Origin of the sequence: Halioglobus maricola (assembly GCF_009388985.1) — a bacterium.
Classification (GTDB): domain Bacteria; phylum Pseudomonadota; class Gammaproteobacteria; order Pseudomonadales; family Halieaceae; genus Halioglobus; species Halioglobus maricola.
Genome location: NZ_CP036422.1, coordinates 3,578,240 through 3,604,303 on the forward strand (window position 1 = coordinate 3,578,240; position 26,064 = coordinate 3,604,303).

At 58.6% G+C, this 26,064-nt stretch carries 24 protein-coding genes; 14 read left to right on the forward strand and 10 right to left on the reverse strand.

The features are described 5' to 3' along the window. Positions 1-170 precede the first annotated feature (170 nt). Positions 171-1,433, forward strand: coding sequence for a 6-phosphofructokinase (locus EY643_RS16340; protein ID WP_153240229.1), 1,263 nt, complete (start codon positions 171-173; stop codon positions 1,431-1,433). Between the two features lie 170 nt (positions 1,434-1,603). Then, positions 1,604-2,254 carry an inorganic pyrophosphatase gene (locus EY643_RS16345; RefSeq protein WP_153240230.1) on the forward strand — a complete coding sequence of 217 codons (651 nt, stop codon included), beginning with the start codon at positions 1,604-1,606 and terminating at the stop codon, positions 2,252-2,254. 42 nt (positions 2,255-2,296) lie between these two features. Here EY643_RS16345 and EY643_RS16350 read toward each other — a convergent pair whose 3' ends face one another. The 3 genes from EY643_RS16350 to EY643_RS16360 are packed head-to-tail and all read right to left on the reverse strand — an operon-like array spanning position 2,297 to position 4,883. Further along, positions 2,297-3,004, reverse strand: coding sequence for a M15 family metallopeptidase (locus EY643_RS16350; protein WP_153240231.1), 708 nt, complete (start codon positions 3,002-3,004; stop codon positions 2,297-2,299). Further along, positions 3,001-3,711 carry a DNA/RNA nuclease SfsA gene (gene sfsA / locus EY643_RS16355; RefSeq protein WP_240732741.1) on the reverse strand — a complete coding sequence of 237 codons (711 nt, stop codon included), beginning with the start codon at positions 3,709-3,711 and terminating at the stop codon, positions 3,001-3,003. The genes EY643_RS16350 and sfsA overlap by 4 nt, the downstream gene beginning before the upstream one ends. Further along, positions 3,708-4,883, reverse strand: a complete 1,176-nt coding sequence (locus EY643_RS16360) for a pyridoxal phosphate-dependent aminotransferase (RefSeq protein ID WP_153240232.1) — start codon at positions 4,881-4,883, stop codon at positions 3,708-3,710. The genes sfsA and EY643_RS16360 overlap by 4 nt, the downstream gene beginning before the upstream one ends. A 161-nt stretch (positions 4,884-5,044) precedes the next feature. On the opposite strand from EY643_RS16360, the gene dksA reads away from it, so the two are divergent. From dksA to panC, 10 genes are all read left to right on the forward strand, one after another. Continuing rightward, complete coding sequence (gene dksA, locus EY643_RS16365; protein WP_153240233.1) at positions 5,045-5,503, forward strand: RNA polymerase-binding protein DksA; 459 nt, start codon at positions 5,045-5,047, stop codon at positions 5,501-5,503. Between the two features lie 5 nt (positions 5,504-5,508). Further along, the gene (gene gluQRS / locus EY643_RS16370; protein WP_153240234.1) at positions 5,509-6,408 is read left to right on the forward strand and encodes a tRNA glutamyl-Q(34) synthetase GluQRS; all 900 of its coding nucleotides are present in this window, start codon (positions 5,509-5,511) and stop codon (positions 6,406-6,408) included. Positions 6,409-6,485: 77 nt separating this feature from the next. After that, the gene (locus EY643_RS16375; RefSeq protein WP_153240235.1) at positions 6,486-6,662 is read left to right on the forward strand and encodes a hypothetical protein; all 177 of its coding nucleotides are present in this window, start codon (positions 6,486-6,488) and stop codon (positions 6,660-6,662) included. Continuing rightward, positions 6,652-9,606: an ATP-binding protein gene (locus EY643_RS16380; RefSeq protein WP_153240236.1), complete on the forward strand. Its 2,955-nt coding sequence runs from the start codon at positions 6,652-6,654 to the stop codon at positions 9,604-9,606. Before EY643_RS16375 ends, EY643_RS16380 begins: the two co-directional genes overlap by 11 nt. 87 nt (positions 9,607-9,693) lie before the next feature. Then, positions 9,694-11,127 carry a sigma-54-dependent transcriptional regulator gene (locus EY643_RS16385; protein WP_153240237.1) on the forward strand — a complete coding sequence of 478 codons (1,434 nt, stop codon included), beginning with the start codon at positions 9,694-9,696 and terminating at the stop codon, positions 11,125-11,127. A gap of 551 nt (positions 11,128-11,678) precedes the next feature. Then, complete coding sequence (gene pcnB, locus EY643_RS16390) at positions 11,679-12,971, forward strand: polynucleotide adenylyltransferase PcnB (protein WP_153240238.1); 1,293 nt, start codon at positions 11,679-11,681, stop codon at positions 12,969-12,971. After that, the gene (folK, locus tag EY643_RS16395; protein ID WP_153240239.1) at positions 12,968-13,510 is read left to right on the forward strand and encodes a 2-amino-4-hydroxy-6-hydroxymethyldihydropteridine diphosphokinase; all 543 of its coding nucleotides are present in this window, start codon (positions 12,968-12,970) and stop codon (positions 13,508-13,510) included. The genes pcnB and folK overlap by 4 nt, the downstream gene beginning before the upstream one ends. Positions 13,511-13,539: 29 nt before the next feature. Next, positions 13,540-14,157, forward strand: coding sequence for a deoxynucleoside kinase (locus EY643_RS16400; RefSeq protein ID WP_240732742.1), 618 nt, complete (start codon positions 13,540-13,542; stop codon positions 14,155-14,157). Between the two features lie 12 nt (positions 14,158-14,169). After that, positions 14,170-14,961 (forward strand): 3-methyl-2-oxobutanoate hydroxymethyltransferase, encoded by a 792-nt coding sequence (gene panB, locus EY643_RS16405; RefSeq protein WP_153240241.1) that lies wholly within the window; start codon positions 14,170-14,172, stop codon positions 14,959-14,961. 262 nt (positions 14,962-15,223) lie between these two features. Next, the gene (gene panC, locus EY643_RS16410; protein ID WP_153240242.1) at positions 15,224-16,108 is read left to right on the forward strand and encodes a pantoate--beta-alanine ligase; all 885 of its coding nucleotides are present in this window, start codon (positions 15,224-15,226) and stop codon (positions 16,106-16,108) included. A gap of 13 nt (positions 16,109-16,121) precedes the next feature. Here panC and proB read toward each other — a convergent pair whose 3' ends face one another. The 4 genes from proB to rplU form a co-directional block, all read right to left on the reverse strand. Next, positions 16,122-17,243 carry a glutamate 5-kinase gene (gene proB, locus EY643_RS16415; RefSeq protein ID WP_153240243.1) on the reverse strand — a complete coding sequence of 374 codons (1,122 nt, stop codon included), beginning with the start codon at positions 17,241-17,243 and terminating at the stop codon, positions 16,122-16,124. After that, positions 17,244-18,440, reverse strand: a complete 1,197-nt coding sequence (gene cgtA, locus EY643_RS16420; protein ID WP_153240244.1) for an Obg family GTPase CgtA — start codon at positions 18,438-18,440, stop codon at positions 17,244-17,246. Between the two features lie 144 nt (positions 18,441-18,584). Continuing rightward, entirely contained in the window at positions 18,585-18,842 is a 258-nt protein-coding gene (rpmA, locus tag EY643_RS16425) for a 50S ribosomal protein L27 (protein WP_153240245.1), read from the reverse strand. A 17-nt stretch (positions 18,843-18,859) separates the two neighbouring features. Continuing rightward, entirely contained in the window at positions 18,860-19,171 is a 312-nt protein-coding gene (gene rplU, locus EY643_RS16430; protein ID WP_153240246.1) for a 50S ribosomal protein L21, read from the reverse strand. Between the two features lie 283 nt (positions 19,172-19,454). Here rplU and EY643_RS16435 point away from each other — a divergent pair, with 283 nt between their 5' ends. Further along, positions 19,455-20,417: a polyprenyl synthetase family protein gene (locus EY643_RS16435; RefSeq protein ID WP_153240247.1), complete on the forward strand. Its 963-nt coding sequence runs from the start codon at positions 19,455-19,457 to the stop codon at positions 20,415-20,417. Positions 20,418-20,558: 141 nt separating this feature from the next. Continuing rightward, the gene (gene pgi / locus EY643_RS16440) at positions 20,559-22,196 is read left to right on the forward strand and encodes a glucose-6-phosphate isomerase (RefSeq protein WP_153240248.1); all 1,638 of its coding nucleotides are present in this window, start codon (positions 20,559-20,561) and stop codon (positions 22,194-22,196) included. A gap of 75 nt (positions 22,197-22,271) precedes the next feature. Here pgi and EY643_RS16445 read toward each other — a convergent pair whose 3' ends face one another. The 3 genes from EY643_RS16445 to EY643_RS16455 are packed head-to-tail and all read right to left on the reverse strand — an operon-like array spanning position 22,272 to position 25,890. Continuing rightward, positions 22,272-23,618, reverse strand: coding sequence for a phosphohexomutase domain-containing protein (locus EY643_RS16445; RefSeq protein ID WP_153240249.1), 1,347 nt, complete (start codon positions 23,616-23,618; stop codon positions 22,272-22,274). 10 nt (positions 23,619-23,628) lie between these two features. Continuing rightward, complete coding sequence (gene galU, locus EY643_RS16450; protein WP_153240250.1) at positions 23,629-24,459, reverse strand: UTP--glucose-1-phosphate uridylyltransferase GalU; 831 nt, start codon at positions 24,457-24,459, stop codon at positions 23,629-23,631. A gap of 21 nt (positions 24,460-24,480) precedes the next feature. After that, entirely contained in the window at positions 24,481-25,890 is a 1,410-nt protein-coding gene (locus EY643_RS16455; RefSeq protein WP_153240251.1) for a mannose-1-phosphate guanylyltransferase/mannose-6-phosphate isomerase, read from the reverse strand. Between the last annotated feature and the right edge of the window lie 174 nt (positions 25,891-26,064).

Here is a 26,064-nt window from a genome sequence, read left to right on the forward strand (position 1 = left end):
TTCTCCTTAAATCAGCGCGCAATGGTATCACGGAGTGCCCTACATTGACCCAAATCAGCGCCTGAACGTGCAAGCATACGGGTATTTGCCGTATCATTGCCTGACACCCAAAACCCGTTGGCGCAATGGCCGCGTCACCACCAGGGACACCCCACAAGGGATACCGCTCCATGCCAAAGAAAAACGCTTTCTACGCCCAGTCGGGCGGGGTGACTGCTGTCATCAACGCCTCAGCCTGCGGCACCATCGAAACCGCGCGCAAACACAAAGACAAGATCGGCAAAGTCTACGCCGGCCGCAACGGCATCATCGGCGCCTTGCGAGAAGAGCTCATCGACACCAGCAAAGAGAGCCGCGCTGCCATTCACGGCCTGCTGACAACACCGTCCGGCGCATTCGGCTCCTGTCGTCACAAAATGAAGAGCATCGAAGAGAATCGTGCTGAGTACGAGCGGCTGATCGAGGTATTCAAGGCGCACAATATCGGCTACTTCTTCTACAACGGCGGCGGCGATTCTGCCGACACCTGCCTCAAGGTTTCCCAGCTGAGCGAGGCCATGGGTTACCCACTGCAGGCGATCCACATACCCAAGACCATCGACAACGATCTGCCCCTCACAGACAACTGCCCCGGCTTCGGCTCGGTGGCCAAGTACATCGCCATCTCCACCCGGGAGGCCGCCCTGGACGTGGCCTCCATGTGTGAATCCTCAACCAAGGTTTTCATCCTCGAGGTCATGGGCCGTCACGCCGGCTGGATTGCCGCGGCCGGCGGTCTGGCCGCAGAACAGGAAGGCGACGCGCCACACATCATCCTGTTCCCGGAAATTGCCTTCAACCGGGAAAAATTCCTGGCCAAAGTAAAACGCACGGTGAAGAAACACGGTTTCTGCGTCATCGTGGCGTCAGAGGGAGCCCAGTACAAGGACGGCACCTTCCTGGCCGAATCGGGCCTCAAGGACGCCTTCGGCCATAGCCAACTGGGCGGTCTGGCCCCCAATCTGGCGCAAATGGTCAAGGACGAGCTGGGCTATAAGTACCACTGGGCCGTGGCCGACTACTTACAGCGTAGCGCCCGCCACATCGCTTCCCAAACCGATGTCGACCAGGCCTATGCTGTTGGCGAAGCGGCCGTCGAGATGGCTCTCGCTGGCAAAAACGCGGTGATGCCCGCGATCGTCCGCGGCAAAGGCAAGCGCTATCGCTGGTCCATTGGCGAGGTGCCCCTCGCCGACGTCGCCAACGTTGAAAAAATGATGCCGCGAAATTTCATCACTCGCGACGGGTTCAATATCACCGACGCCGCCCGCGACTACCTGGAACCCCTGATTCAGGGCGAAGCCTACCCCGACTACAAGCGCGGCATGCCCAAATACGTTCGCCTCAAGAATGAGATGGTGCCCAAGAAACTCAAGAAGTCGTTCAAGATTTAGGACACGCTGACCCGGCAGGTCCGGGAGCAGGCACAGGGGCCTCGGCAGGCCCTGAGCCTGGTTCACAGGCAGCAACCTGAGAAATCGACCAAGGTAGAGCGGATTTTACCGGTCAATCCCTGTACAATTCGCGCCGTCCATATTGAAGCAACCCATTAAAGGAAACGATTATGTACAGCAATCGCGATTTCAACCGCTGGCGCCGGCACCCCTGGCACGGCCTCCACATCAAGGCCGATGATGCTCCTGAAGATATCTACCAGGTGTACATCGAGATGACCGCTGACGACGTGGTCAAGTATGAACTGGACAAGGCTTCCGGCTTCCTGATGGTCGACCGCCCCCAGCGCACCACTTCCAGCCCCCCCGCCCTTTACGGCTTCCTCCCTCGCACACACTGCGCCGAGGAAGTGGCCAACCTGTGCCCCGATGTCGACGTTGCCGACGGTGACCCGCTGGACGTTTGCGTATTCTCCGAACGTCACATCACCCGCGCTGACATTATTCTGAATGCGCGCGTCATTGGCGGCATCCAGATGATTGACGGCGGCGAAGCCGACGACAAAATCATCGCAGTACTGGAAGGTGACAACATCTGGGGTGACGTGCACGACATCGCTGACCTGCCCAAGATCAAGGTCGAGCGCCTGCAGCACTACTTCTCCACCTATAAGCTGGTGCCGGGGAAGGATGTGAACATCAAAGTGGACCATGTCTACGGTCGCGACGAGGCCCTGCGTGTCATTGCAGCTGCCGAGAAAGACTACTGGAATCACTTTGGTCACCTGCACGAAGCGGCCAAGCGAGAAGAGAACGCCTAAGCTGTGTTTGCCCGGTGCGCCTCGCGCGCCGGGCACCCTACCCTAACCCGCTGATGCCGCAGGACACCAACCAATCGGCACGCTGACATAGCGGGCAAATATTGCCGCCAGCTCCCGCTCTACCTCTTCACGTAAACCGAGCTCTATACCTACCCAACTCGCTTGCAATACGGCCGGCGTAAGCGCGCCTTCACAGCCGCTGGCCAGCGGTGCATAGCTCAAATGCCAGCGCTCCGGCGCCACCCCTCCGCGGTCTTCGCCATAGGGCCGGAAGAAACCGTGAGACTCGCCTTGCTCCATGCGCGCATCCAACCAACAATGCATAGCGTCGAACATGCCGCCAGGGGCGACTTCCTCAGGGCTCAGATGCAGGTGATACCCCTGCGGCATTGCATTCGCATCGTAGACATCGAGATCCGTACCCCAGTGATGACGCGACGCGCCAGGCAAGGCCGAAAAACGCAGAATAGCGTGAAGCCGCTCCACGGGCGTGAGCGAAAGAGCATCCAGCACACGCCCCCCGTCATCGTGGACAGGCCGCTCACCGGCGGCCTTACCATTAAATATCGCCAACTGGCGCTCGAACGAGCGGAAACAACTGGCAGTTGCGAGCTCAAAGCCAGCTGCCCGCGCATCATCCTGCAGTCGAGCAAACGCAGCCACCACCTCCGGACAAAGCCTGACGCTGTCTCCGGCGGCCACCAGATGCGACTCATCGCGACCTAGCAATTGCTCAGTTGTTAAGCTCATAACGGATCCACGCTAAAACCGAGAGGGCGCTCAACGCGCATCTCTTCCGGGCTGATCTTTGCACCCCAGGCTAACACCTCTACACCTGCCGCCACGACCTCTGCCAGCGTGTCTCGGTACCGAGGGTCGATCTCGCCGGCGGCACTGACGTGATCAACACCCTCATGCAGAGCGCAGAAAAACATCACTGCTCTTGTATCGGGAGCCAGCACATTACGCAGTTCCCGCAGATGCTTACGGCCCCGGTCGCTGACCGCATCAGGGAACAGCCCCTGACCGCCAGCCGGGCACAACGTTACCGACTTGACCTCCACAAACACCTTGCCGGGATCGCCTTCGAGCACCAAGTCGGCCCGGCTGCCCTCGCCGTACTTCACCTCGGTGCGTATCTCGGGGTAGTCGCTGAAACCCGGAATCCTGCCCACTGCAAAGGCCTCTTTCACGAGCTTGTTCGCGCGCGCCGAATGGATACAGGCCATACCTGTGTCGGTCTCAACCAACTCCCATGTGTGGGGATACTTGCGGGTTTTCGAATCGGAGCGGCTCAGCCATACTTTCCAGCCCGGCTCCGCACAGCCAGTCATAGCACCGGTATTGGGGCAGTGGACGGTAATCACTTCACCGCTGGACAGCTGTACATCTGCGAGGAAGCGCTTGTAACGCTTGATTAACACGCCCTCGATCAGGCCACTCGCATCAGTGCTCACTTCAACACTCCTGCCAACCGCTCCACAGCCTGTTCGAGACGTTCCATGGATGTCGTGTAGGAAAATCGTAAATGCTCCGCGGCACGATGATGGCCGAAGTCCAGGCCCGGCGTCAGGGCAACGCCATGCTCCTCCAGCAACCGCATGCAGAACGCCTGGCTGTCGTCGGTAAACCGGGAGGCATTGGCGTAAATATAAAACGCGCCCTCCGGCTTGCAGCCCACGTCAAAGCCCAGGTCCTGCACCGCAGGGTAGAGAAAATCGCGGCGCTGGCGAAACGTATCCCGCCGCGCGTTCAGTTGCTCGCGGGCCGCTGGCTCAAAACCCGCGAGCGCAGCGTGCTGGGCCATGGTAGACATGGAAATAAACAGATTCTGGGCCAGCTTCTCCATCTCGGCCACCGCTGCTTCCGGGGCCACCAGCCAACCCAGGCGCCAGCCGGTCATGCCGAAATATTTTGAAAAACTATTGATGACAAAGGCGTCCTGATCCACCTCGAGAACACTGGGCGCCGGCGCGTCATATCCCAGGCCATGATAGATTTCATCCACCACAAGATGCCCCTGACGAGCTTTCACTGCCGCCGCCATGCCAGCGAGTTCCTCTCTTGATAAAGCAGTGCCGGTGGGATTGGCAGGCGAGGCAACCATGGCGCCCACGGTGTTCTCTCGCCAGTGTTCGGCCACTCGCTCAGGCGTCAACTGATAGCGCGAGGCCGCATCGACGGCCACCAACTGCCCCTCACCTTCCACCAGACGCAGGAAATGACGGTTACAGGGATAGCCCGGGTCTGCCATCAACATGCCCTCGCCCGGATTCACCAACAGAGCAGCGACCAGCAGCAGAGCACCGGAGGCGCCCGGTGTAATCATGATGCGCTGCGGCGCGATGTCCAGACCGTACTCCGATTCATAAAAGGCTGATAGTGCCTCGCGCAGCTGGGGAATTCCCGCAGCTTCAGAATAGTGCGTGGCGCCATCGGCCAGTGCCTTGCGACCCGCTTCAACGATAGGCGCAATGGTGGCGAAATCCGGCTCACCCGCGGCGAGATGAACAACATCCCTCCCCTGCGCCTCAAGCTCCCTGGCACGGGTCAATACTTCCACCACCCGAAAAGGCTCGATGTCCTGCAGACGCCGGGCAAAACCGCCGGCGCCGTAATGTTTGTTCATATATCCCCCGCATCAGTGCACGCCATTCTAACAACAGACTAAAAAGCTGGCACGCCGGCAATGAATCTGGTAGTTTCTCCGCCCTTGGTCGAGACGGGTTTGCCGAAACGACCATTCTGTGAGTATTGTGTCGTCAATGTTTTTAGTTATGGAAAGCAGCCATGCCTAGAGCAGCAGCTAAAAAGCCCGCCAAAAAAGCAGCCTCCGTCGAGTTCAAGAACTTCGTCCCGTATAAGCCAAAGCGCGGCGAAGAGTACATGAACGAGAAGCAGCGCGAGCACTTTAAATCCATTCTTCTCAGCTGGAAAGCCGAGCTGATGGAAGAAGTAGATCGCACTGTGACGCATATGAAAGATGAGGCCGCTAATTTTCCCGATCCGGCGGATCGTGCCACCCAGGAAGAAGAGTTCAGCCTCGAGCTGCGCACCCGCGATCGCGAGCGGAAGCTGATCAAGAAGATCGACTCCACTATGGAGCGTATCGAGCAGGATGACTACGGTTTCTGCGACGCCTGCGGCGTCGAGATCGGCATCAAGCGCCTCGAAGCGCGCCCCACCGCCAACCTCTGCATCGATTGCAAAACGCTCGATGAGATCAAGGAGAAGCAGGAGATGGGCTGAGCGACTTGTCGCCTGTCTCCACTGCCTATCGGGGGCGCTTCGCCCCCTCGCCCACCGGGCCACTCCACCTCGGCTCGCTAATCGCAGCACTCGCCAGCTACCTGGATGCCCGCGCTTGCAATGGCACCTGGCTGGTGCGTATGGAAGACCTCGACCCACCGCGAGAACAGCCCGGCGCAGCGACAGCGATCCTGCAAAGCCTCGAAGATCACGCCCTGACCTGGGACGAAAGCGTACTGTGGCAAAGTGACCGCCACACGGCCTACGCCGATGCGCTGGCGGATCTTGATCGCTCCGGACACCTGTTCAACTGCGACTGCACCCGCGCCATACTAGGTCCGAACGGCGCATGCGGCGATCGCTGCCCGCCACGACAGGGCGAACTCGAGCCTCCCGCCGCCACCCGTATTACAGTGCCCGCAACAACTGAAGTTAGCTTCATCGACGCCATTCAAGGTCAACAGCGTTGCCCTCTCGGCAGTGAGCTCCCTGATTTCACTCTCAGGCGCAAAGATAAACTCTATGCCTACCAGCTCGCCGTGGTCGTGGACGATGGATTCCAGGACATCAACCGCATTGTGCGCGGCTCCGACTTGCTTGACTCAACTCCCAGGCAGCACTATCTCCAGCAATGCCTCGGCTTACCTCATCCTGTGTATGCCCACTTTCCAGTAATTACCAATGCGCTAGGGCAAAAATTCAGCAAGCAGAATCACGCGCCAGCCATCACCTCGGCACAGGCAGCCAGCAATCTGCGCAACGCCCTGGCGTTCCTGCAGCAGGAAGCACCACCACAGGATATGGACCAGCCACCGGACATTCTCGCCTTCGCCACGGCCCACTGGGACTTGCAGCGAGTACCAGGGGGAACGGCTATTGCCGCCGAACCGCCAGGCGAGGGCTGAACTTTACCGCTCCGCCGCGCACGCGTAGTATCGCCGGAGACTCGCCCAGACCGTTATCACGGGGAATTGCCCACACCATGTACATCCAACGCACCCTGCTACTGACCCTGGTCGTTCTGCTCGTGTGCTTCCCGTTTATCGCCGACTGGCTAACCAGTGACTTTAGTGCCTGGCATCGCCCTTATCTGGTGTGGAGCTTCATTATTTTTATCGCCTGGCTCAGCCAGCGTTCTCGGCACAGCGATGAGCTTTAGTCTTACCCAGATCCTGCTGCTGGTCGCGTGCTACCTCTCGGTATTGTTCGCCATAGCACACCTGGCGGAACGCGAGATCATTCCTCGAGCCATCAGTAGCCACCCACTGACATATGTTCTCTCGCTCGGGGTTTTTGCCGGCGCCATGGCCAGCAACGCGGTCATCGATGTAGCCTATCGCTACGGCTACAACTTTTTACTCTACTACTGCGGCATTGGCCTGGTGTTCCTGCTCGGCGCCCTGATACTGATCCCGGTGCTACGCCTGTCCAGGGTCTACCAGCTGGCGTCGCTCGCCGACATGCTGGCTTTTCGCTTCCGCAGCCCCCGCGTCGGAGCAGCCATCACGATCACCATGTGCATTGCCCTGCTGCCACTGCTGGCCCTGCAGATTCAGGCCATCGGCGACAGTGTCCACTACCTCTCCGGGCACAACATCTCAGAGACTCACTCCGACGTTCACCACGACTCAGTAGCGCTGGTCGTATGCCTGGTGATCATTGTCTTCGCGATCCTGTTTGGCACCGGTCACGCCTCTTCGCGTAAGCGCAATACAGGCCTTGTGACTGCGATGGCTTTCGAATCACTGGTCAAGCTCGCCGCCCTGATTGGCCTGATGATCGCCGTGGTCTACCAGGTATTCGAGGGGCCCGAACACATGGCCCAGTGGCTGCGAGACTACCCGCCAGTAAGGCAACAACTGACCACCCAGCTAAGCTTCGAGAACGCCCATACCCTACTGCTGGTTTTCTTCGCCGGGGCGGTGTGCATGCCCCACATATTTCACATGATGTTTGCAGAGAACGCCGAGAGCGAGCACCTACATGCCGCGTCCTGGGGCATTCCTCTCTATCTGATGCTCCTGAGCCTGCCGATACTGCCACTGGCATGGGCAGGTATGGTGCTTGAACACCCCATGCCCATGGCTTACTCGGGGCTCGCGGTGGGCCAACACCTCAACTCGCCTCTCGTGTCGGTGATGGCTTTTGTCGCCACACTGTCCGCCGCCAGCGCCACTATTGTGGTCACCACCCTCGCACTCGCCAATATGTGCCTCAACCACCTGGTGTTGCCATCTGGCCTATTGAGGCTCGCCGAAGAAACCGACATCTACCGCCCGCTCCGGCACATTCGCAGGCTTCTGATTGCTGTCCTTATTCTCTCGGGCTACGCGTTCTACTTCACCCTGGCCGATAGCCAGAGCCTGACGGCACTGGCCCTGGTCGCATTTGCCGGTACCCTCCAGTTCTTACCCGGTGTGATCGCCACGCCCCACTGGCCACGCGCTAATCGCCGGGGCCTGCTCGCCGGTCTCACCGGCGGCCTGGCCACCTGGTTTACGCTAATCATGCTGCCGGCTACGCAGGGCCAGGCCCAGCTACTGGGCTATCTGTTTTCGTCTCTCGCGGCAGACCAGTTGAGTATTTGGGCCATGGCAACCATGCTGTCACTAGGCGTAAACGTGGCGCTCTTTGCATTGGTTTCACTGACCTCCGAGTCGACACCGGATGAGCGCATTGCCGCTGAGATCTGCTCGATGGACGAGCTCTCGCGGCCGACGCGACAAATCCTGCCACTCACCTCCGCCGCACAATTTGCCGAGCAACTCGCCCCTGCACTGGGCCATACCGCCGCCGCAGGCGAAGTTGAACGCGCACTCGACGAGCTGCGCTTTCAGCCAGATGAGAGCCGGCCGTATGCCCTGCGTCGCCTCCGCCGCAGGATCGAAGCCAATCTTTCGGGCTTGTTGGGCCCCGCGATTGCCCACAGCATCATTGAGCGGGCCATCCCGTTCCGCGATAGCGGCACTGAGGACATCAACCTGATTGAACGAAATCTGGATTCTGGCCAGGTGCAGTTTACCGGCCTGGCCGCGGATCTCGACAATCTGCGCCGCCGCTATAGAGAAACCCTGGAACAGCTCCCCATCGGCGTTTGCTCCATGGGTACCGACGGCGAGATGCTGATGTGGAATGACGCCATGGAAGCGATCACCGGTGTCGCCGCGAGCGAGGTACAAGGCTCACTCCTCTCCACACTGCCTGCCCCATGGCAGCAGTTGCTGGCCGACTTCCAACAAAGCAAAGACAACGCAGTGCTCAAAACCGACGTGACGACGGATCCCGCCGAGCCCAGCTGGGTCAGCCTGCATAAATCCGGTGCGGCAGGTGGCGACACCATCATTCTGGTGGAAGATATCACGGCCTACGAACTCCTCGAGGCGGAGCTGTTACACAACGAACGCCTCGCTTCAATAGGCCGCCTGGCCGCCGGGGTTGCACACGAGATCGGCAATCCCGTCACTGGTATCGCCTGCCTGGCGCAAAACCTGGAGTACGCCGACGACCCGGAAGAGATAGCCCTCACTGCGCAGGACATCCTTAAACAAACCGGCAGGGTAACCAAGATCGTCGAGTCCCTGGTGAACTTCTCCCACGCCGGCTCCAATAGTGAATCAATCGAGCTCGGACCCTGCAATCTCGCGGACTGTATCGACGAAGCCATTCATCTGCTGACGCTGGATCGGGACGCACAACTGGTGACTTACAGCAATCACTGCGACCGTGAACTGGTAGTGCTCGGTGACAGCCAGCGCCTGCTACAGGTGTTCGTAAACCTGATCGGCAACGCCCGGGATGCCTGTGATGATAGGGGACATGTGCAGATCCAGGCCTATCCCAAAGACGACGTGGTGCTCGTCGACGTAGATGACAATGGCAGCGGCATTCCAGTGGAATTACAACACCAGGTGTTTGAGCCGTTTTTTACGACCAAAGATCCCGGATCGGGTACCGGCCTCGGTCTGGCCCTGGTCTACAGCATCATGGACGACATGGGCGGCTCGGTGCAGCTAACCAGCCCACTGCAGGAGGGACCTCGCCCCGGCACCCGCTTCACCCTGACACTTGCTACCAGTAGTTACGGTATTGAGTTTGAAGTGTAACGAGGGTCTACACTTTCAACCCCCAAACTGGAAAGTTAACGTGTCTAGGAGTATGTTGTTTCAGTTGTACACAACAGGTAACAATCCATGCAGCAAATTCTCGTTGTTGAAGACGAAACCGTCATTCGCACTGCCCTGCGTCGTCTACTCGAGCGCAGCAGCTATGAAGTGAGTGAGGCCGGCTCCGTGCAACAAGCGGAAGCCGAATTCAGCTTTGGGGATTTCGACCTGATTATCAGTGACTTACGTCTACCTGGGGCACCGGGCACCGACCTGATCAAAAAGGCTGGCGACGTTCCTGTCCTGATCATGACCAGCTACGCAAGCCTACGCTCCGCCGTAGATTCAATGCGTATGGGCGCTGTAGATTACATCGCCAAGCCCTTCGACCACGCCGACATGCTCAGCGCGGTAGAACGCATTATCGCCGACCATCCGACCGCCCGCGCAGAACAGCAGAAAGAGAGCCAGCGCAAAGCGCTCGATGCTGGCAACGGCGCCGGCATCGTCGGCAAATGCCCCGCCATGCTGGACCTGTTTGAACATATCGGCCGTTTCGCGCCGACCGAGTCGACCGTTCTCGTGCTCGGCGAAACCGGCACCGGCAAGGAGTTAGTTGCCCGCAGTGTTCACCAGCGCAGCAGCAGGGCGGAGAAAACGCTTATATCCGTCAACTGCGCGGCGATTCCTGACACCCTGATCGAATCAGAACTGTTCGGCTACGAAAAAGGGGCCTTCACCGGCGCCAATACCAGCCGTATGGGCCTGATCGAGGCCGCCGACGGCGGCACGCTGTTCCTCGACGAAATTGGCGAACTGCCGATGGAAGCCCAGGCACGCTTGCTGCGCTTTATTCAGGAAGGCGAGATCCGTCGCATTGGGTCAGTTCACTCGCGCAAGGTCAACGTTCGCCTGATCTGCGCCACCCACAGGAACCTGCAACAACTCTCCGCCGAGGGCCAATTCCGCCAGGATCTGTACTACCGTATCAACGTGCTGCGCCTGTCTTTGCCGCCCCTGCGCGAACGCGGCAAGGACATCCTGCACCTGGCCGAGAAGATGGTGGAGTCCCAGTCCCATAAACTGGGACGCCAGGGAATGCAGTTGGCGCCCAAGGCCATCCAGGCCATCACTACCTACCAATGGCCCGGCAATGTCCGCGAGCTGGAACACGCGATCGAGCGCGCTGTGGTCCTGACCAGTGGCACTGAGATCGACAATGAAAGCCTGGGCATTGATCTGGAGCTGGTAAACATTAACCGCATCCGCGGCCAGGATGGTATCGCAGCCACACCCATGCAGCGCACAAGTACCGCCAGCGAGCCGCAGGAAGACCTCTCCCTGGAAGACTACTTCCAGCGTTTCGTGCTGGAACACCAGGACTCCATGAGCGAGACCGAACTGGCCCAGAAACTCGGTGTCAGCCGCAAGTGCCTGTGGGAGCGGCGCCAGCGCTTTGGCATCCCCCGCAGCAAGGGCGGCGGTACGACAAGGCGGCGAAAAACCGCAAACGAGGGCTGAAAGTAACGTTACCCTACCCCCGCGCAGTTACGAAACACGGGGTAGGATGGTAACAATACTGCTATTTCAGCATATTCTAGCAATCGCTAAAAACACTTATCTCATTGTTTTTTATAGATATTTCTAATATTGGCACAACACCTGCTATTCTACGCCCGCATCACAAATAAAAATAACAGATGCGCTAATAAAAATAATACTCTTCACTATGGACCTGGATGGGGAAGTACTGCTTCCCCCTCAATTTCATAACAATAATTTCCCCACAGGTAGGGTTTGGCTAACGATGATGTAGGCCATTGCCCTGTTTGTAACTTATTAACAGTTATGAGCAATAGGGCATTTAACAAAACTATGTTTTGATAAGTGTCTATAAAAATAATAGCACCTGAGAAATAATAATAACTCTCGATGTGAGACCTGGATGGGGAAAACTTTGTTTTCCCCATTATTCATTCCACTACCCTAAACCGCGCCGCCCAAGCTCAGCGCCAGACGTTTGTGTTAGACTGCGCGCCTGCTATTGCCCCGTGACACAGGCTGATCATTCCTTGAACGTAATCCCCCGGGACCAACATTGTATTTCGCGCAAAAACATCAGTGACAGTGCGCTGAAGGTTATGTCGCGTCTGCGCAGCGCTGGCCACCAGTCTTACCTGGTGGGAGGCGCCGTGCGCGACCTCTTGCTGGGAGGCCACCCCAAAGACTTTGACATTGCCACTGATGCCACGCCGGAAGAAGTCCACCAACTGTTTCGCAACTCACGCATCATCGGCCGCCGCTTCCGAATTGTGCACGTCCGCTTCGGCCGCGAGATCATCGAAGTCACGACGTTCCGCGGTCATCATGAGAACGGCGAGGACAGCGCCCGCGCCAACAGCGGCAATCACTCACGCCAGTCCGCCAGCGGGCTACTCCTGCGCGATAACGTATACGGGACCCTGGAAGAAGACGCGGTGCGCCGCGACCTGACAGTCAACGCCCTTTACTACGACTCTGGCACCTTCGAAGTGTACGACCATGTACACGGGCTTGAGGACCTCGAGAACAGGCAGATCTGCATCATCGGCGAACCAGATGTTCGTTTCCGCGAAGACCCCGTAAGAATGCTGCGTGTCGTGCGCTTCGCCGCCAAGCTGGACTTTGGCATCGATGACGCTACGGCACAGGCCATACCGGAGTGCGCCCACCTGCTGCGCGAAATACCTTCGGCGCGCCTGTTCGACGAGTTCCTCAAACTGTTTCTGTCGGGATACGCTGCCGCGACCCTGGAGCAGCTGTTGCGCCACGACCTGCTCAAGTACCTGTTCCCCGAGACCAGCGCACTATTACTGGAAGACGAACATTACCTCGCCCTGATGCGCGCAGCGATGGCCAACACTGACCAGCGCATTGCTGAAGACAAGCCAGTGACGCCGGCCTTTTTGCTCGCCGCCCTGCTCTGGCCTGTAGCCAGCCGGCTGGCCGCGCAACTAGAGGCCCAGGGCACACCCCCCATCCCCGCCATGCATGACGCCGCACAACAAACAATTGCTGAGGCGGTGCAATTCATCTCCATCCCGCGCCGCTTTAGCCAGCCCATGCGAGAGATCTGGGAATTTCAACTGCGCCTGAAGAAACGCCAGGGCAAGAAAGCCGCCGACCTGGTCGAGCAGCGCCGCTTCCGCGCGGCTTACGACTTTCTTCTGCTCCGTGAGCAGGCGGGCGAGGAAACTGATGGCCTGGGCGAATTCTGGACCCAGTTCCAACACCTCGCACCCAGCGACAGACAACAACAAACAGAAAGCGACGGCCCACGCCGCCGCCGGCGCCCGCGCAGGCGACGCAATAACAAGAGCACATGACTCGAGCCTATATCGCTCTGGGCAGCAATCTCGCTGAACCACTCACGCAGTTGCGCCGCGCAGCCATTGCCCTGGCCGACCTGGCCCAAACTCGCCTTGTCGCGATCTCACCCGCCTACCGCAGCGCTGCGGTGGGCCCCGGCGACCAACCCGACTACCTGAATGCCGCCGCCAGCCTTGAGACAACACTGGCACCAATAGTGTTGCTGGATGCCCTCCAGGCGATCGAAAACCAGCAGGGGCGCGAACGCGAGGTCCGCTGGGCTGCGCGAACGCTGGACCTGGACATCCTGCTCTATGGTGATCGGGACATCGATGAACCGCGTTTGCGCGTGCCTCACCCGCGGTTGACTGAGCGCGATTTCGTCCTGCTGCCGCTGGCAGATATCGCGTCGGAAAATTTGATGCTGCCGGACGGCCGCGATCTTGATACATTAGTAACCCGCTGCCCGAGAGGTGAGCTGGTTCGCACTGAACTGGACCTCGCTCCCATCGACCAAGGCCCTGACTGGGAGACCCGGCCATCAAGATCGACCTGAAAGGACGCACACCGCCCGCCTATATCGCCGTGGAAGGCCCCATCGGAGTCGGTAAGACGACCCTGACCAAGCGCCTCGCGACGACATTCAATTACCAGACTCTGCTCGAGGAAGCGGAACAGAACCCATTCCTCGACAAGTTCTACCGCAACCGCCAACAAGCCGCGCTCGCGACCCAACTGTTCTTTCTGTTCCAGCGCGCACAGAAAATTCAGGACCTGCGTCAGGCAGACATCTTTGAACCCGTGCGCGTGGCCGATTTCCTGATAGAAAAAGATCCACTGTTCGCACGTATCAATCTCGACCGGGAAGAATTCCAGCTTTACGAAAAGGTCTATCAACAGCTCACCATCGATGCCCCACGACCCGATCTGGTGATCTATCTACAAGCCTCTACAGACGTCCTTCAGTCGCGCATCGATCAGCGCGGAATCGCCTCGGAGCAGGCCATAGACAGGGACTATTTGGAGCGCCTGAACGAAGTGTACAGTGAGTTCTTTCTATATTACGATGGCGCCCCTCTGCTGATCGTCAACGCCAGTGAAATTGATCTGGCCAGCGGCAACAGGGACTACGAACACCTGGTGGACTACTTGCTGGACATTCGCAGCGGCCGCCACTATTTCAACCCGACTTTTTTTGGATAGAGCGCGACCGCCATGGCCAAGGTAACCACCAGCACCCTGGACAAGATGAAGGCAGCTGGCGAAAAGTTTGTCTGCATCACTGCCTATGACGCCACCTTCGCTCGCCTTGTGAGCGAGGCGGGTGCCGAAACTATCCTCGTCGGCGACTCCCTGGGCATGGTCCTGCAGGGTCACGACAGTACGATTCCGGTCACGGTCGACGATATGGCCTACCACACTGAATGTGTGTGCCGGGCCCAGCCAGACTCCCTGGTCATCGCCGACATGCCGTTCATGAGCTACACCACAGCCGAACAGACCATGGCCAACGCCACTGCCCTGATGCAGGCTGGCGCCCAAATGGTCAAGATGGAAGGTGGCACCTGGCTGTCCGACAGCATCAGTATGCTGGTTGAACGCGGCATTCCCGTGTGCGCACACCTCGGTCTTACCCCGCAATCAGTCAACCAGTTCGGTGGTTTCAAGGTGCAGGGGCGCACCCCGAAGGAAGCAAAGTCGATTCTCGCCGATGCCGTTGAAATTCAGGACGCCGGCGCCAGCCTGCTGGTACTGGAATGTATCCCCTCACACCTGGCCACGGACATCAGCGCCAAACTCGACATTCCCGTCATCGGGATCGGCGCAGGTGCGGGCACAGACGCCCAGGTTCTGGTTATGCACGACTTACTCGGACTGTCTGAACACACCGCCCGTTTCGTGGAAAATTTCATGGACGGCCAGGCGACTATCCAGAGTGCACTCAAGGCTTTTGTGGAAGCCGTCAAGGCCGGCACCTACCCCCGCGAAGAGCACAGTTACCGCTAGTTTGGAACCTCTTGTTGCACCACATTGGTGCAACCCCCTCTCTTCACGCAAGCCATTGATTTGTAGAAGATATTCCCATTTGTTACGAAACACCGCTTCCTAAGGTAACAAACAGCGTGAATTTTTCATAAATCCCCATTGCCCGACTCTGGGGCATGGGGCATACTTGCCTGCCCTGAAAAGCCGCACGGTCATTCAGGGATCCAACGAGTGTCATTTGCTGGTTTAGCGTCACCACCCACCGCGTGGGAAAGGGGTAGATATGCGAACTTACAACAACGCCGCACAGTTGCAGGCCGCCCTGGGCAAGTTCCGCCTCGAGGGCCTTTCGATTGCCTTCGTGCCCACCATGGGCAACTTGCATGAAGGTCATCTCGATCTCGTGCGCAAGGCGCATACCCTCTGCGATATCGTCGTTGTCAGTATTTTTGTCAACCCGCTCCAGTTCGGCGCCAACGAAGACCTCGATGCCTACCCCCGCACCATGGCCGCAGACAAGGAAAAGCTGTTTAGCGAAGGCGTAGACGCACTCTATGCACCCGGTGCCGAAGATATTTACCCCGAAGGCATGGCCGCCCAAACTGCGGTACAGGTACCCGATCTCGGTGACACGCTCTGTGGTAGCAGCCGCCCCGGTCACTTCGATGGGGTCACCACGGTCGTCAACAAACTGTTCAATATCGTCCAGCCTGACGTGGCCGCGTTTGGCGAGAAAGATTTCCAGCAACTATCGATCGTGCGCAAAATGGTGCGCGATCTGTGCATGCCGGTCAAAGTCATTGGCGTGCGCACCCGCCGCGATGAAGACGGCCTGGCCATGAGTTCGCGCAACGGCTACCTCAATGCCGAGGAGCGCGAGATCGCTCCCCTCCTGCACGAAACACTGAATAATTGCCGCGAGGCGATCGCCTGCGGGTTCGACAATTTCCTACAGCTGGAATCTCACGCCCGCATGAAGTTGTTGCAGGCCGGGTTCGAACCGGATTACTTCGCGATTCGTGACGCCCGCACGCTGCGAGCGGTGACTGAAAACAGCGAAGAGATCGCCATTCTGGCGGCGGCCCGCCTGGGCAATACCCGCCTGATCGACAACGTGAGACTCTCACTGAACCCGGTATCTGACTGGGGCATGCTGGCGGACGGCTAGGCAGCCAATCGGATCAGGCGATAACCAGGTTATCGCGATGAACCAGCTCTTCGTCACCGACATAACCGAGAATACCTTCTATTTCACTGGATGCTGAACCCATGATCCGGCGGGTTTCGGCTGCGCTGTAGTTCACCAGCCCACGGGCAACTTCCCGGCCCTCGCTATCTCGGCATGACACCATGTCGCCACGCTGAAACTCGCCATGAACACCGCGGACCCCGACGGCCAGCAAGCTGCGGCCCGAGTCGCGCAGCACCCGCACGGCGCCGTCATCCAACTCGAGACTCCCGCGTATCTGGACCATGGAAGCCAACCATTGCTTACGCGCATTCTGTGGCTGCTTGCCGGTGCGCAGCCAGGTGCCAATGTTCTCGCCCGCGGTTACCCGTGCGATGACATCGTCCACTCGCCCTCCGGCAATAACGGTCTCGCTGCCAGAACGGGCTGCCACACGAGCTGCCCGCAGCTTGGTCACCATGCCGCCACGACCCAGGGCACCGCCCTCACCCGCCATAGCGTCCAGCTCGGGCGCGTTTACTTCACTGCTCTGGACGAGTTCGGCGTCAGGATTCTGGCGCGGATCTTCGCGATACAGACCCTGTTGATCGGTGAGCAGGAGCAGCGCATCCGCATCGATCAGATTTGCTACAAGAGCACCTAGCGTGTCGTTGTCACCGAAGCGAATTTCATCAGTCACCACCGTGTCATTTTCATTTACGACCGGCACCACCCCCAGGCCCAATAGCGTATTCAGCGTGCCTCTGGCATTGAGATAGCGGTCACGGGCAATAATATCGTCGTGGCCCAGCAACACCTGGGCGGAAATAAGATTGTGAGCGGCGAAGGCATTTTCATAAGCCTGCACCAGCACCGACTGCCCCGCCGCTGCCGCTGCCTGCAGTTCGTGTAACAGGTGCGGCCGGGCGCTCATCCCGAGGCGCACAACGCCTGCCGCAACCGCGCCACTGGACACCAGCACCACTTCACAGCCACGGGCACGCAGCCGCGCGAGCTGTTCAACCAGCGTGCTGATCATCTTCTGGTCCAGGCCGCGCCCATCATCCGTCAGCAGTGCACTGCCAACTTTGACCACCCAGCGTTTGCCGGCGGCAATTTCAGCTCGCTTAGTCATTCAGGGCACGTACTCTACATCCACGTCGTATTCGTCTTCATCCCAATCGTCGTCATCTTCGGTGTCGGCATCCGGGTCACGACGGCGCTGGGTGCGCAGCTCGGCGATTCGCTGGCGCGCTTCGTCCTGCATCTGATGCTGCAGCTCTACATCTGCCTGAGCCAACTCCGGGTCGGCCGCCTCGCGCTCGCGCAACTCTTCCAGGTAGACCATGAGGTCACCGCACAGCCTGTCCGTGCCTTCACCTTTAATGGCAGATATCTCGTAAACCGGACCCTGCCAGTCGAGCGCCTGCAGCACTGCCGCCTTGCGCTCGGCGAAGGTGTCAGCGTCTACCAGATCGGTCTTGTTCAGCACCAACCAGCGCTCCCGCTCTGCCAGCGTGGGGCTGAAGCGGCCCAACTCGGCAGCAATCGCTACGGCAGCATCGGCTGGCTCGACGCCGTCATAGGGCGCCATATCCACAATGTGCAACAGAATACGATTTCGGGTGAGGTGCTTGAGGAAACGAATACCGAGGCCCGCCCCTTCGGACGCACCTTCGATAAGACCCGGGATATCGGCCACCACAAAACTGCGGTGAGCCTCTACTTTCACGACACCGAGATTGGGAACCAGCGTGGTGAAGGGGTAGTCGGCAACCTTGGGCTTGGCCGAAGACACAGCGCGAATAAAAGTCGACTTGCCCGCATTGGGCAGCCCCAGCAATCCGACATCAGCCAACACTTTCAGCTCGAGCTTGAGCGAACGAACCTCGCCGTCACTGCCCGGAGTTGTCTGGCGCGGAGCGCGGTTAGTACTGGATTTAAAGCGAGTATTGCCCAGCCCATGGTAACCGCCCTGGGCTACTTTCAGCTGCTCTCCATCCGCCTGGATGTCGCCGAGGATTTCACCGGTGTCCTCGTCGAGCACGGTCGTTCCTACCGGCACCTTGAGGATCAAGTCGTCGCCGCCTGGGCCGGTGCAATTGCGGCCTTTGCCGCCCTCGCCACTCTCTGCTTTGTAGGTGCGCACAAACCGGTAGTCGACCATGGTATTGAGGTTGTTGTCGCCCTCCAGGATGACGCTGCCGCCATCGCCACCGTCACCGCCGTCCGGGCCGCCTCTGGCGACATATTTCTCGCGACGAAAACTGAGGGCACCGTTGCCACCCTTACCGGCGTGTACGGTGATACTTGCCTCATCTACAAATTTCATAACTTTATCTACCTGTTAGAGATACCGCAGACTCTACCTCATAGTAGGAGATGATTCCCAACCACGCCCGGTGCATCCAAAGACATAAAAAAAGCCCCGTCCGTTATGGACGAGGCTTTTCGATACGAATCGCTGTCAGTGCGATCAGGCGCCCACCACCTGAACGAACTTGCGGTTCTTTGGACCGCGGGTAACAAACTCTACCTTGCCGCCGGCGAGGGCGAACAGAGTGTGGTCTTTGCCCATGCCTACGTTGTCACCTGCGTGGAACTTGGTTCCGCGCTGACGAACGAGGATATTGCCTGCCAGAACTTCCTGACCGCCGTAGCGCTTGACGCCAAGGCGTTTACTCTCGGAATCGCGTCCGTTACGGGTACTACCACCAGCTTTTTTATGAGCCATTCTTCAAACCCTCCTGTTTACGCCGAAATTCCAGTGATCTTCACTTCGGTAAACCACTGGCGATGGCCAGTTTCTTTCCGATGGTGCTTACGACGGTTGAACTTAACAATTTTGACTTTCTTGTGGCGGCCATGGGCAACCACTTCTGCGGTGACTTTGGCGCCGTCAACAACGGGGGTGCCAATCTTTACTTCTTCACCGGCGCCTGCCAGCAGGACCTTGTCAAACTCGACGGTCTCACCAGTAGCGGCTTCAATTTTTTCCAGCTTGAGGGTCTCGCCCTCAACTACGCGGTGTTGCTTACCACCGGCTTCGATTACTGCGTACATGTTGTACTCCGTTTAATTAGCCTGCTCGCATTCTCAAAAAACCCTTATAAATCAAGGGGGCAGAGCCAGGCACAAACAGTTGATTGATTCTTCCGCCACTGCCGCGACGGGCGCAGCAGGGGTCAGAGGGCGGCGATTTTACTGAAATACCTCGACCCTCGCAAGCGTTAATTGTTCGCTAAAAACAATAACTTGCGCAGGCCACGGACAGGGGGCCGGGCGCGCTTGACAGGGGGTAGGGCTGGCCATAGCATGCGGGGCACTTTCTTGCTCCCTCTTCTATATGCACAACATACGCGCCACCGTGGCCTCCGAATTCGAGCAGGTCAACGAACTGATTGTCGACCAGCTCCATTCTGACGTTGATATGGTCGAAAACATCGGCCACTACATTGTTGACGCCGGCGGCAAACGCCTGCGTCCGCTCCTGGTACTGCTCAGCGCAGCCGCCCTTGGCAAGTGCGGGCCAACCCACATCAAGTTCGCCGCAGTGATCGAATTCATCCACACGGCAACGCTGCTGCACGACGACGTGGTCGACATCTCCAGCCTGCGCCGCGGCCGCCCCACTGCAAACGCGGAGTTTGGCAACGCGCCCTCGGTGCTGGTGGGCGACTTTCTGTACACCCGCGCCTTTCAGCTGATGGTGCAGTTGGCAGATATGGATATTCTGCGCCACATGGCCGACACCACCAATACCATTGCCGAAGGCGAAGTGCTGCAATTGGTGCGCGCCGGCAATGCCGAGACCACAGAGCAGGAATATCTGGACGTTATCACCCGCAAAACAGCCATCCTGTTCGCGGCAGGCTGCCGCGGAGCCGCGGTATTAAGCGGTTGCGATGAAGCCCGAAGTCAGGCCATGCACGACTTTGGCCTCAATCTCGGCATCGCGTTCCAGATGATCGATGACGTACTCGACTACGAGGGCGATCCAGCCACAATGGGCAAAAACGTCGGCGACGACCTCACCGAAGGCAAACCGACGCTACCCCTGATTTACACTCTGGCCAACGGCACAGCCGACGAGCAGGCGCTTGTGCGCAAGGCTATCGTGGAGAAAACCGCCGAGGATATCGATCAAGTACTGGCTGCAGTGCAGCGCAGCGGCGCCCTGGCCTATACTCGGGCACAAGCGCAGCACTACCACGACCTGGCACTGGCCAACCTCGAAGGCCTGGACGCCAGCCCCGCCCGCAGCGCTCTGGAGGCGGTCACGGCGCTTTCAATTGATCGCGACCACTGATTAGCGATTGCGCCGTCAGGCGGCTGTTTCTATACTCAACCGAACTAACGGCGCTTCAACAATGGGGCGCCACTCTGCAGCATTCCTAAAATCACAAAGCTGCCAAACCCCACCGCCGCATAAACTACAAGGACGACGGCAATGGCTGCTACTTCTCTTCTCTCCCAACTTCACGGTTTCGGGACACTTTCTGATATGGCCCTGGCAATGAGCGAAAGCTCGGTCCCGGCCCTGTTTGAAGACGACCCCGCGCGAGCTGAGGATTTCACCCTGGAGGCCGCCGGCCTCAAACTCGACTACAGCAAGCAATTGCTGGATCGTGAAGCACTGGCTGCACTTATGGCGCTCGCTCGGGATGCCAAGCTGGATAAGGCAGCGACCGCACTGCTCAGCGGCACCGAAGTCAACAACACGGAGGGCCGCCCCGCCCTGCACAGCCTGCTGCGCGCCACCAACGCACCCGGACTGGAAGACAAACTGGCGGAAGTAGAAAGCAGCCGCGCCAGAATGCGCGAATGGGCCGACCGCCTGAACACTGGCAAGCACCTCGGCTTCAGTGATGCCGTCATCACTGACGTGGTCAACATCGGCATCGGCGGCTCTGATCTCGGGCCACGCCTGGTGACCGAGGCGCTACGCCCTTTTCAAGGTAGCGTTGCCTGCCACTATGTCGCCAACGTCGACCCGGCGGATATACAGGACACGCTACTGGGACTGAACCCGGAAACCACACTGTTTATTGTCTGCTCCAAGTCCTTCCGCACTGAAGAGACGCTGACCAACAGCCTGGTCGCAAGGGAATGGATGCTCAATGCCGGCGCCACCGAAGCCGACCTGGCCAAACATTTTCTGGCCATCACTACCAACCTGGAAGCAGCCACCGAATTCGGCATCGACGCCGCAAACTGCCTGCCGATGTGGGACTGGGTGGGTGGCCGCTACTCCGTGTGGTCAGCTGTGGGCCTGTCCTGCGCTATCGCAGTGGGCTGGGACAATTTCGAGCAGTTCCTGGCCGGTGGCGCGGCCATGGATCAACACTTTGCCGAGGCCCCGCTGGAACAGAACATGCCAGTACTGCTGAGCCTGCTGGAAGTGTGGTACTGCAACTTTTTCGGCGCCGGAAATCACGTCATTCTACCCTACGACAATGCGCTGCAGCGTTTCCCGGATTTCCTGCAGCAACTGACCATGGAGAGCAATGGCAAGGGGGTTGGCAAATCGGGCCAGCCAGTAGACTACGCCACCGGCCCGGTCCTGTGGGGCTCCGCCGGCACCATGGGCCAACACTCCTTCCACCAACTCCTCCACCAGGGCACCGAACTCTGCCCCACCGACTTCATCCTGCCGCTCACCACGCACACCGGCATGACGGAGCAACACCGCCGCCTGGTGGCCAACTGCCTGGCCCAGAGCCGGACAATGCTGGTTGGCCGCACTCTGGAAGACGCTCACGCGTCTCTGCTAAACCGGGGTGTGGATGAAGCCAGAGCCGAGGAACTGGCCCCTCACCTGGCAATGCCGGGCAACCGGCCCAACAGTGTTATCACCATGCAGGCGCTCACGCCTGCCACCCTCGGCGCACTGATCGCCCTCTACGAGCACCGCACATACTGCAGTGGCGTTATGTGGGGTATCAACCCGTTCGATCAGTGGGGCGTGGAACTGGGCAAGGAAATTGGCGTGCAGATTCTCGGCATTATGTCGGGGGAGGATACCGATAGCGCTACCGATCCGGCCACGGATCGGCTCATTCGCGAATGGGCGCTAGCTCAGGAGTAGCGTCATATTTGTCAAGCGGATCAGGCGCGGCTCAAACCGTTCCTGATCCTCTTTTCCAGTGCTACTTTGAGTGGTCTAACTCTCGATCAAAGCCAACAGCTCTGCCGTCTTCGCTTCCATCAAGGAAGCATCACCCTTGGACTCCACATTGAGCCTGACAACCGGCTCGGTATTGGACATCCGCAGATTAAATCGCCAGCTACCACAATCAACGCTCACACCGTCGGTGTGATCGATTTCGCCCTGGTCGGCATAGGCCGCTTCGGCTTTCGCCAGCACCGCTCCAGCGTCATCGACTGAGCGGTTGATCTCACCGGAACAAGGATATGCCGCCATACGCTCTGCCACCATGGCGCTCAGTGGTTTGCCGGAGGCGATGATCAGGTCGGCCACCAGCAGCCAGGGAATCATGCCGCTGTCGCAGTAGGCAAAGTCGCGAAAATAGTGATGGGCACTCATCTCGCCGCCGTAAGCGGCATTCTCAGAGCGCATGCGCTCCTTGATGAAAGCGTGGCCACATTTGGTGAGCACGGGCTGGCCGCCCGAGGCTTCGACCTGATCGATGGTGTTCCAGGTGAGGCGCGGGTCGTGGACGATCTTGGCGCCGGGCTCCAGCTTGAGAAACGCCTCTGCCAGCAGGCCAACCACATAGTAGCCCTCGATGAATTCCGCATTCTCATCGTAGAAGAAGCAGCGGTCGAAATCACCGTCCCAGCCTATACCCAGATCGGCATTGTGCGCTCGCACGGCTTCTATCGTGGCCGCGCGGTTCTCCGGCAGCAGGGGGTTGGGAATGCCGTTAGGGAAATGACCATCGGGTTCGTGGTGCAACTTGATAAATTCGAAAGGGAGATGCGGTTCCAGCAAGTCAACGACTCGGCCTGCGCCACCGTTGCCAGCGTCGACCACGATCTTCAGCGGCTTGAGCTTGCTAACGTCAACGTAGGACAGGAGATGCTCAATGTAAGCAGCAGCGGTGTCCAGTGCTTTCATCTGGCCACGCTCGGCCGCTGGGCTGAAAGTGTTTCGCTCTGCCAGGGCCCTGATCTCTCCGAGACCACTATCCGCAGAAATCGGCTTGGATTCTTCGCGCACGAACTTGATGCCGTTGTAATCCTTGGGGTTGTGACTGGCCGTCACTACAATGCCACCGTCCATATTGGCATGGGAGGTCGCGAAATAGATTTCTTCGGTACCACACATACCGATGTCGTAGACATCGACTCCCTGCTCCATCAAACCCTCACTGAGGGCAGCCTTGATGGATTCACTGGAGAGACGAATATCGTGACCGACTACTACTTTCTTCGGCTTGATGACCTCCGCATAGGCGCGGCCTATGCGACGGGCGATATCTTCATTTAACTGATCGGGAACGCGCCCGCGTACATCATAGGCCTTGAAACAGGTTATCTCACTCACAGTGCCAGCCTCAGTCTTTACCGTAATAATTTTCATACACGTGGTTGGTCGCCTCGACAAAACCAGGCACTGAGCCACAGTCGAAACGTTTGCCTTCAAACTTGTAAGCCATAACGCAACCGCGCTTGGCCTGGGTCTGGAGTGCATCCGTAAGTTGTATCTCGCCATTGGCACCCGGCTCGGTCTCTTCAATAATTTCGAAGATATCCGGGGTCAGGATGTAGCGGCCAATGATGGCCAAATTGGAAGGAGCGTCCTCCTGAGAGGGTTTCTCAACCATATCATCGACACGATAGATGCCATCTTTCAGGCTCTCACCCTTGATCACACCGTACTTGTGGACCTCCTCCATGGGGACTTCCTGAATGGCGACAATAGAGCAGCGAAACTGGTTGTACAGCTCGGCCATCTGGGCCAAGACACTCGCACCCTCAGCATTGAGGCAGAGGTCGTCCGACAGAAGCACGCCGAAAGGCTCGTTACCAATCAGCGAACGACCGGTGAGAATCGCGTGCCCCAGGCCTTTCATTTCACGCTGACGCACCATAGTGAACACGCCTTCTTCCAGCACACCGCGGATACTATCGAGATAGGCCTCCTTGCCGGTGCCGGAAATCTGGTGCTCGAGTTCGTAGCTGATATCAAAGTGATCGGCGATGGATCGCTTGCCGCGGCCCGTCACGAATGCACAGGTGGTCATACCTGCTTCTATAGCCTCCTCAACCCCATATTGCACCAGCGGCTTGTTCACGATGGGCAGCATTTCCTTCGGCATGCTCTTGGTCGCAGGCAGGAAGCGAGTGCCGTATCCCGCCACGGGGAAAAGACATTTCTTAATCATGAGTACTCTCCTTGTACCGGCCTACTTACTGCGGCCGTATTGGTCGTCAAATCGGATGATGTCGTCCTCGCCCAGATAGGATCCGGACTGCACCTCTATCAATTCCAGTGGAATGCGCCCCGGGTTGGCCAAGCGATGCTTGTGGCCCAGGGGAATGTAGGTAGATTCATCCTCCCCCAGCATGAAGACCTTGTCTTCACAGGTAACTTCCGCCGTGCCGCTCACAACAATCCAATGCTCCGCGCGATGATGGTGAAGCTGCAAGGACAGTCGCTCCCCGGGATTTACAGTAATGCGCTTAACCTGAAAGCGATCGGCAACAATCAGGCTCTCGTAGCAGCCCCAGGGGCGGTATACGCAGCTGTGCAGGCTGTGCTCGGGGCGGTCGGCAGCCTTGAGCATGGCCACGATATTCTTAACGTCCTGAACTTTATCCCGCTCAGCAACGAGCACAGCGTCAGCGGTTTCAACCACCACCAGGTTATCTACACCGGTGGCGGCGAGCAGCCGCGATTCGCTGCGGAAATAACTGTTGTCGCAGTTGTCGAGGATAACGTCACCCTTTACAACATTGCCCCGGTCATCGCGGGGATGCACGTCCCACAGAGCAGACCAGGCACCAACATCACTCCAGCCACAATCGAGCGAGACCACAGCGCCGAGTTCCGTTTTTTCCATCACTGCGTAGTCGATACTGTCGCTTGGGCAGGCATCAAACGCGACCGCGTCAGGGCGCACAAAATCCATATCTGCCTGAGCACCCGCCATGGCTGCTTCACACGCTGACAACATCTCGGCATGGTGCCGGCCCAGTTCGGTGAGATAGCTATCGGCGCGTAGCAGGAACATCCCGCTGTTCCACAAAAAATTGCCGCTCTCGACATAGGCCTGGGCAGTATCCAGGTCGGGCTTTTCAACAAAACGCTCGAGATCGTACTGCTCGTCACCCAGTGCCGCGCCGCACTTGATATAACCGTAGCCCGTCTCAGGGCTGACGGGCACAACACCGAACGTCACGAGCCGGCCCTGCTGGGCCAGCGGGATCGCTCTGGACACCGCCTCGGTAAAGGCCGCCACATCCTGAATAACGTGATCTGCGGGCAGCACCAGAAGCAGGGCCTCCGGGTCGTCCTGCTGCGCCTGTAATGCAGCGAGAGCTACCGCAGGCGCGGTGTTGCGGCCGGCAGGTTCGAGGATCAGGGCGCTGGCCTTGAGCTCAACCTGGCGCAGTTGCTCGGCCACCATGAAGCGGTGCTCCTCGTTACACACAACCAGCGGAGCGGACTCCTCAATACCGGAAGTGCGCCTCAGGGTTTCCTGGAGCATCGAAAGTTCTCCAGCCAGCGGCTGGAATTGTTTGGGATGAGCCTCTCGCGACACGGGCCATAAACGGCTGCCCACGCCACCTGAGAGGAGAACAGGTGTCAACATTTTAGTCCTTGAGTATCAGACGAAGATTCAGGCCTATCTTTGTAAGCTTAAGTGCTATCTGGCGGGAAAAACAATGATTCATCTTAACCAAAGGTGCTCCTATAGGCTACTGCCCGCAACAGCCGCGCTGGACTTGTGCCCTGCAACTATTAGAATGGGCACGCTTCATCGCTC

Excerpts from the sequence above, each read along its gene's own strand:
- EY643_RS16340 (WP_153240229.1), top strand. The coding sequence starts at position 171 with ATGCCAAAGAAAAACGCTTTCTACGCCCAGTCGGGCGGGGTGACTGCT.
- EY643_RS16345 (WP_153240230.1), top strand. The coding sequence starts at position 1,604 with ATGTACAGCAATCGCGATTTCAACCGCTGGCGCCGGCACCCCTGGCAC.
- EY643_RS16350 (WP_153240231.1), bottom strand. The coding sequence starts at position 3,004 with ATGAGCTTAACAACTGAGCAATTGCTAGGTCGCGATGAGTCGCATCTG.
- EY643_RS16360 (WP_153240232.1), bottom strand. The coding sequence starts at position 4,883 with ATGAACAAACATTACGGCGCCGGCGGTTTTGCCCGGCGTCTGCAGGAC.
- dksA (WP_153240233.1), top strand. The coding sequence starts at position 5,045 with ATGCCTAGAGCAGCAGCTAAAAAGCCCGCCAAAAAAGCAGCCTCCGTC.
- EY643_RS16375 (WP_153240235.1), top strand. The coding sequence starts at position 6,486 with ATGTACATCCAACGCACCCTGCTACTGACCCTGGTCGTTCTGCTCGTG.
- EY643_RS16380 (WP_153240236.1), top strand. The coding sequence starts at position 6,652 with ATGAGCTTTAGTCTTACCCAGATCCTGCTGCTGGTCGCGTGCTACCTC.
- EY643_RS16385 (WP_153240237.1), top strand. The coding sequence starts at position 9,694 with ATGCAGCAAATTCTCGTTGTTGAAGACGAAACCGTCATTCGCACTGCC.
- folK (WP_153240239.1), top strand. The coding sequence starts at position 12,968 with ATGACTCGAGCCTATATCGCTCTGGGCAGCAATCTCGCTGAACCACTC.
- panB (WP_153240241.1), top strand. The coding sequence starts at position 14,170 with ATGGCCAAGGTAACCACCAGCACCCTGGACAAGATGAAGGCAGCTGGC.
- panC (WP_153240242.1), top strand. The coding sequence starts at position 15,224 with ATGCGAACTTACAACAACGCCGCACAGTTGCAGGCCGCCCTGGGCAAG.
- proB (WP_153240243.1), bottom strand. The coding sequence starts at position 17,243 with ATGACTAAGCGAGCTGAAATTGCCGCCGGCAAACGCTGGGTGGTCAAA.
- cgtA (WP_153240244.1), bottom strand. The coding sequence starts at position 18,440 with ATGAAATTTGTAGATGAGGCAAGTATCACCGTACACGCCGGTAAGGGT.
- rpmA (WP_153240245.1), bottom strand. The coding sequence starts at position 18,842 with ATGGCTCATAAAAAAGCTGGTGGTAGTACCCGTAACGGACGCGATTCC.
- rplU (WP_153240246.1), bottom strand. The coding sequence starts at position 19,171 with ATGTACGCAGTAATCGAAGCCGGTGGTAAGCAACACCGCGTAGTTGAG.
- EY643_RS16435 (WP_153240247.1), top strand. The coding sequence starts at position 19,455 with ATGCACAACATACGCGCCACCGTGGCCTCCGAATTCGAGCAGGTCAAC.
- pgi (WP_153240248.1), top strand. The coding sequence starts at position 20,559 with ATGGCTGCTACTTCTCTTCTCTCCCAACTTCACGGTTTCGGGACACTT.
- galU (WP_153240250.1), bottom strand. The coding sequence starts at position 24,459 with ATGATTAAGAAATGTCTTTTCCCCGTGGCGGGATACGGCACTCGCTTC.
- EY643_RS16455 (WP_153240251.1), bottom strand. The coding sequence starts at position 25,890 with ATGTTGACACCTGTTCTCCTCTCAGGTGGCGTGGGCAGCCGTTTATGG.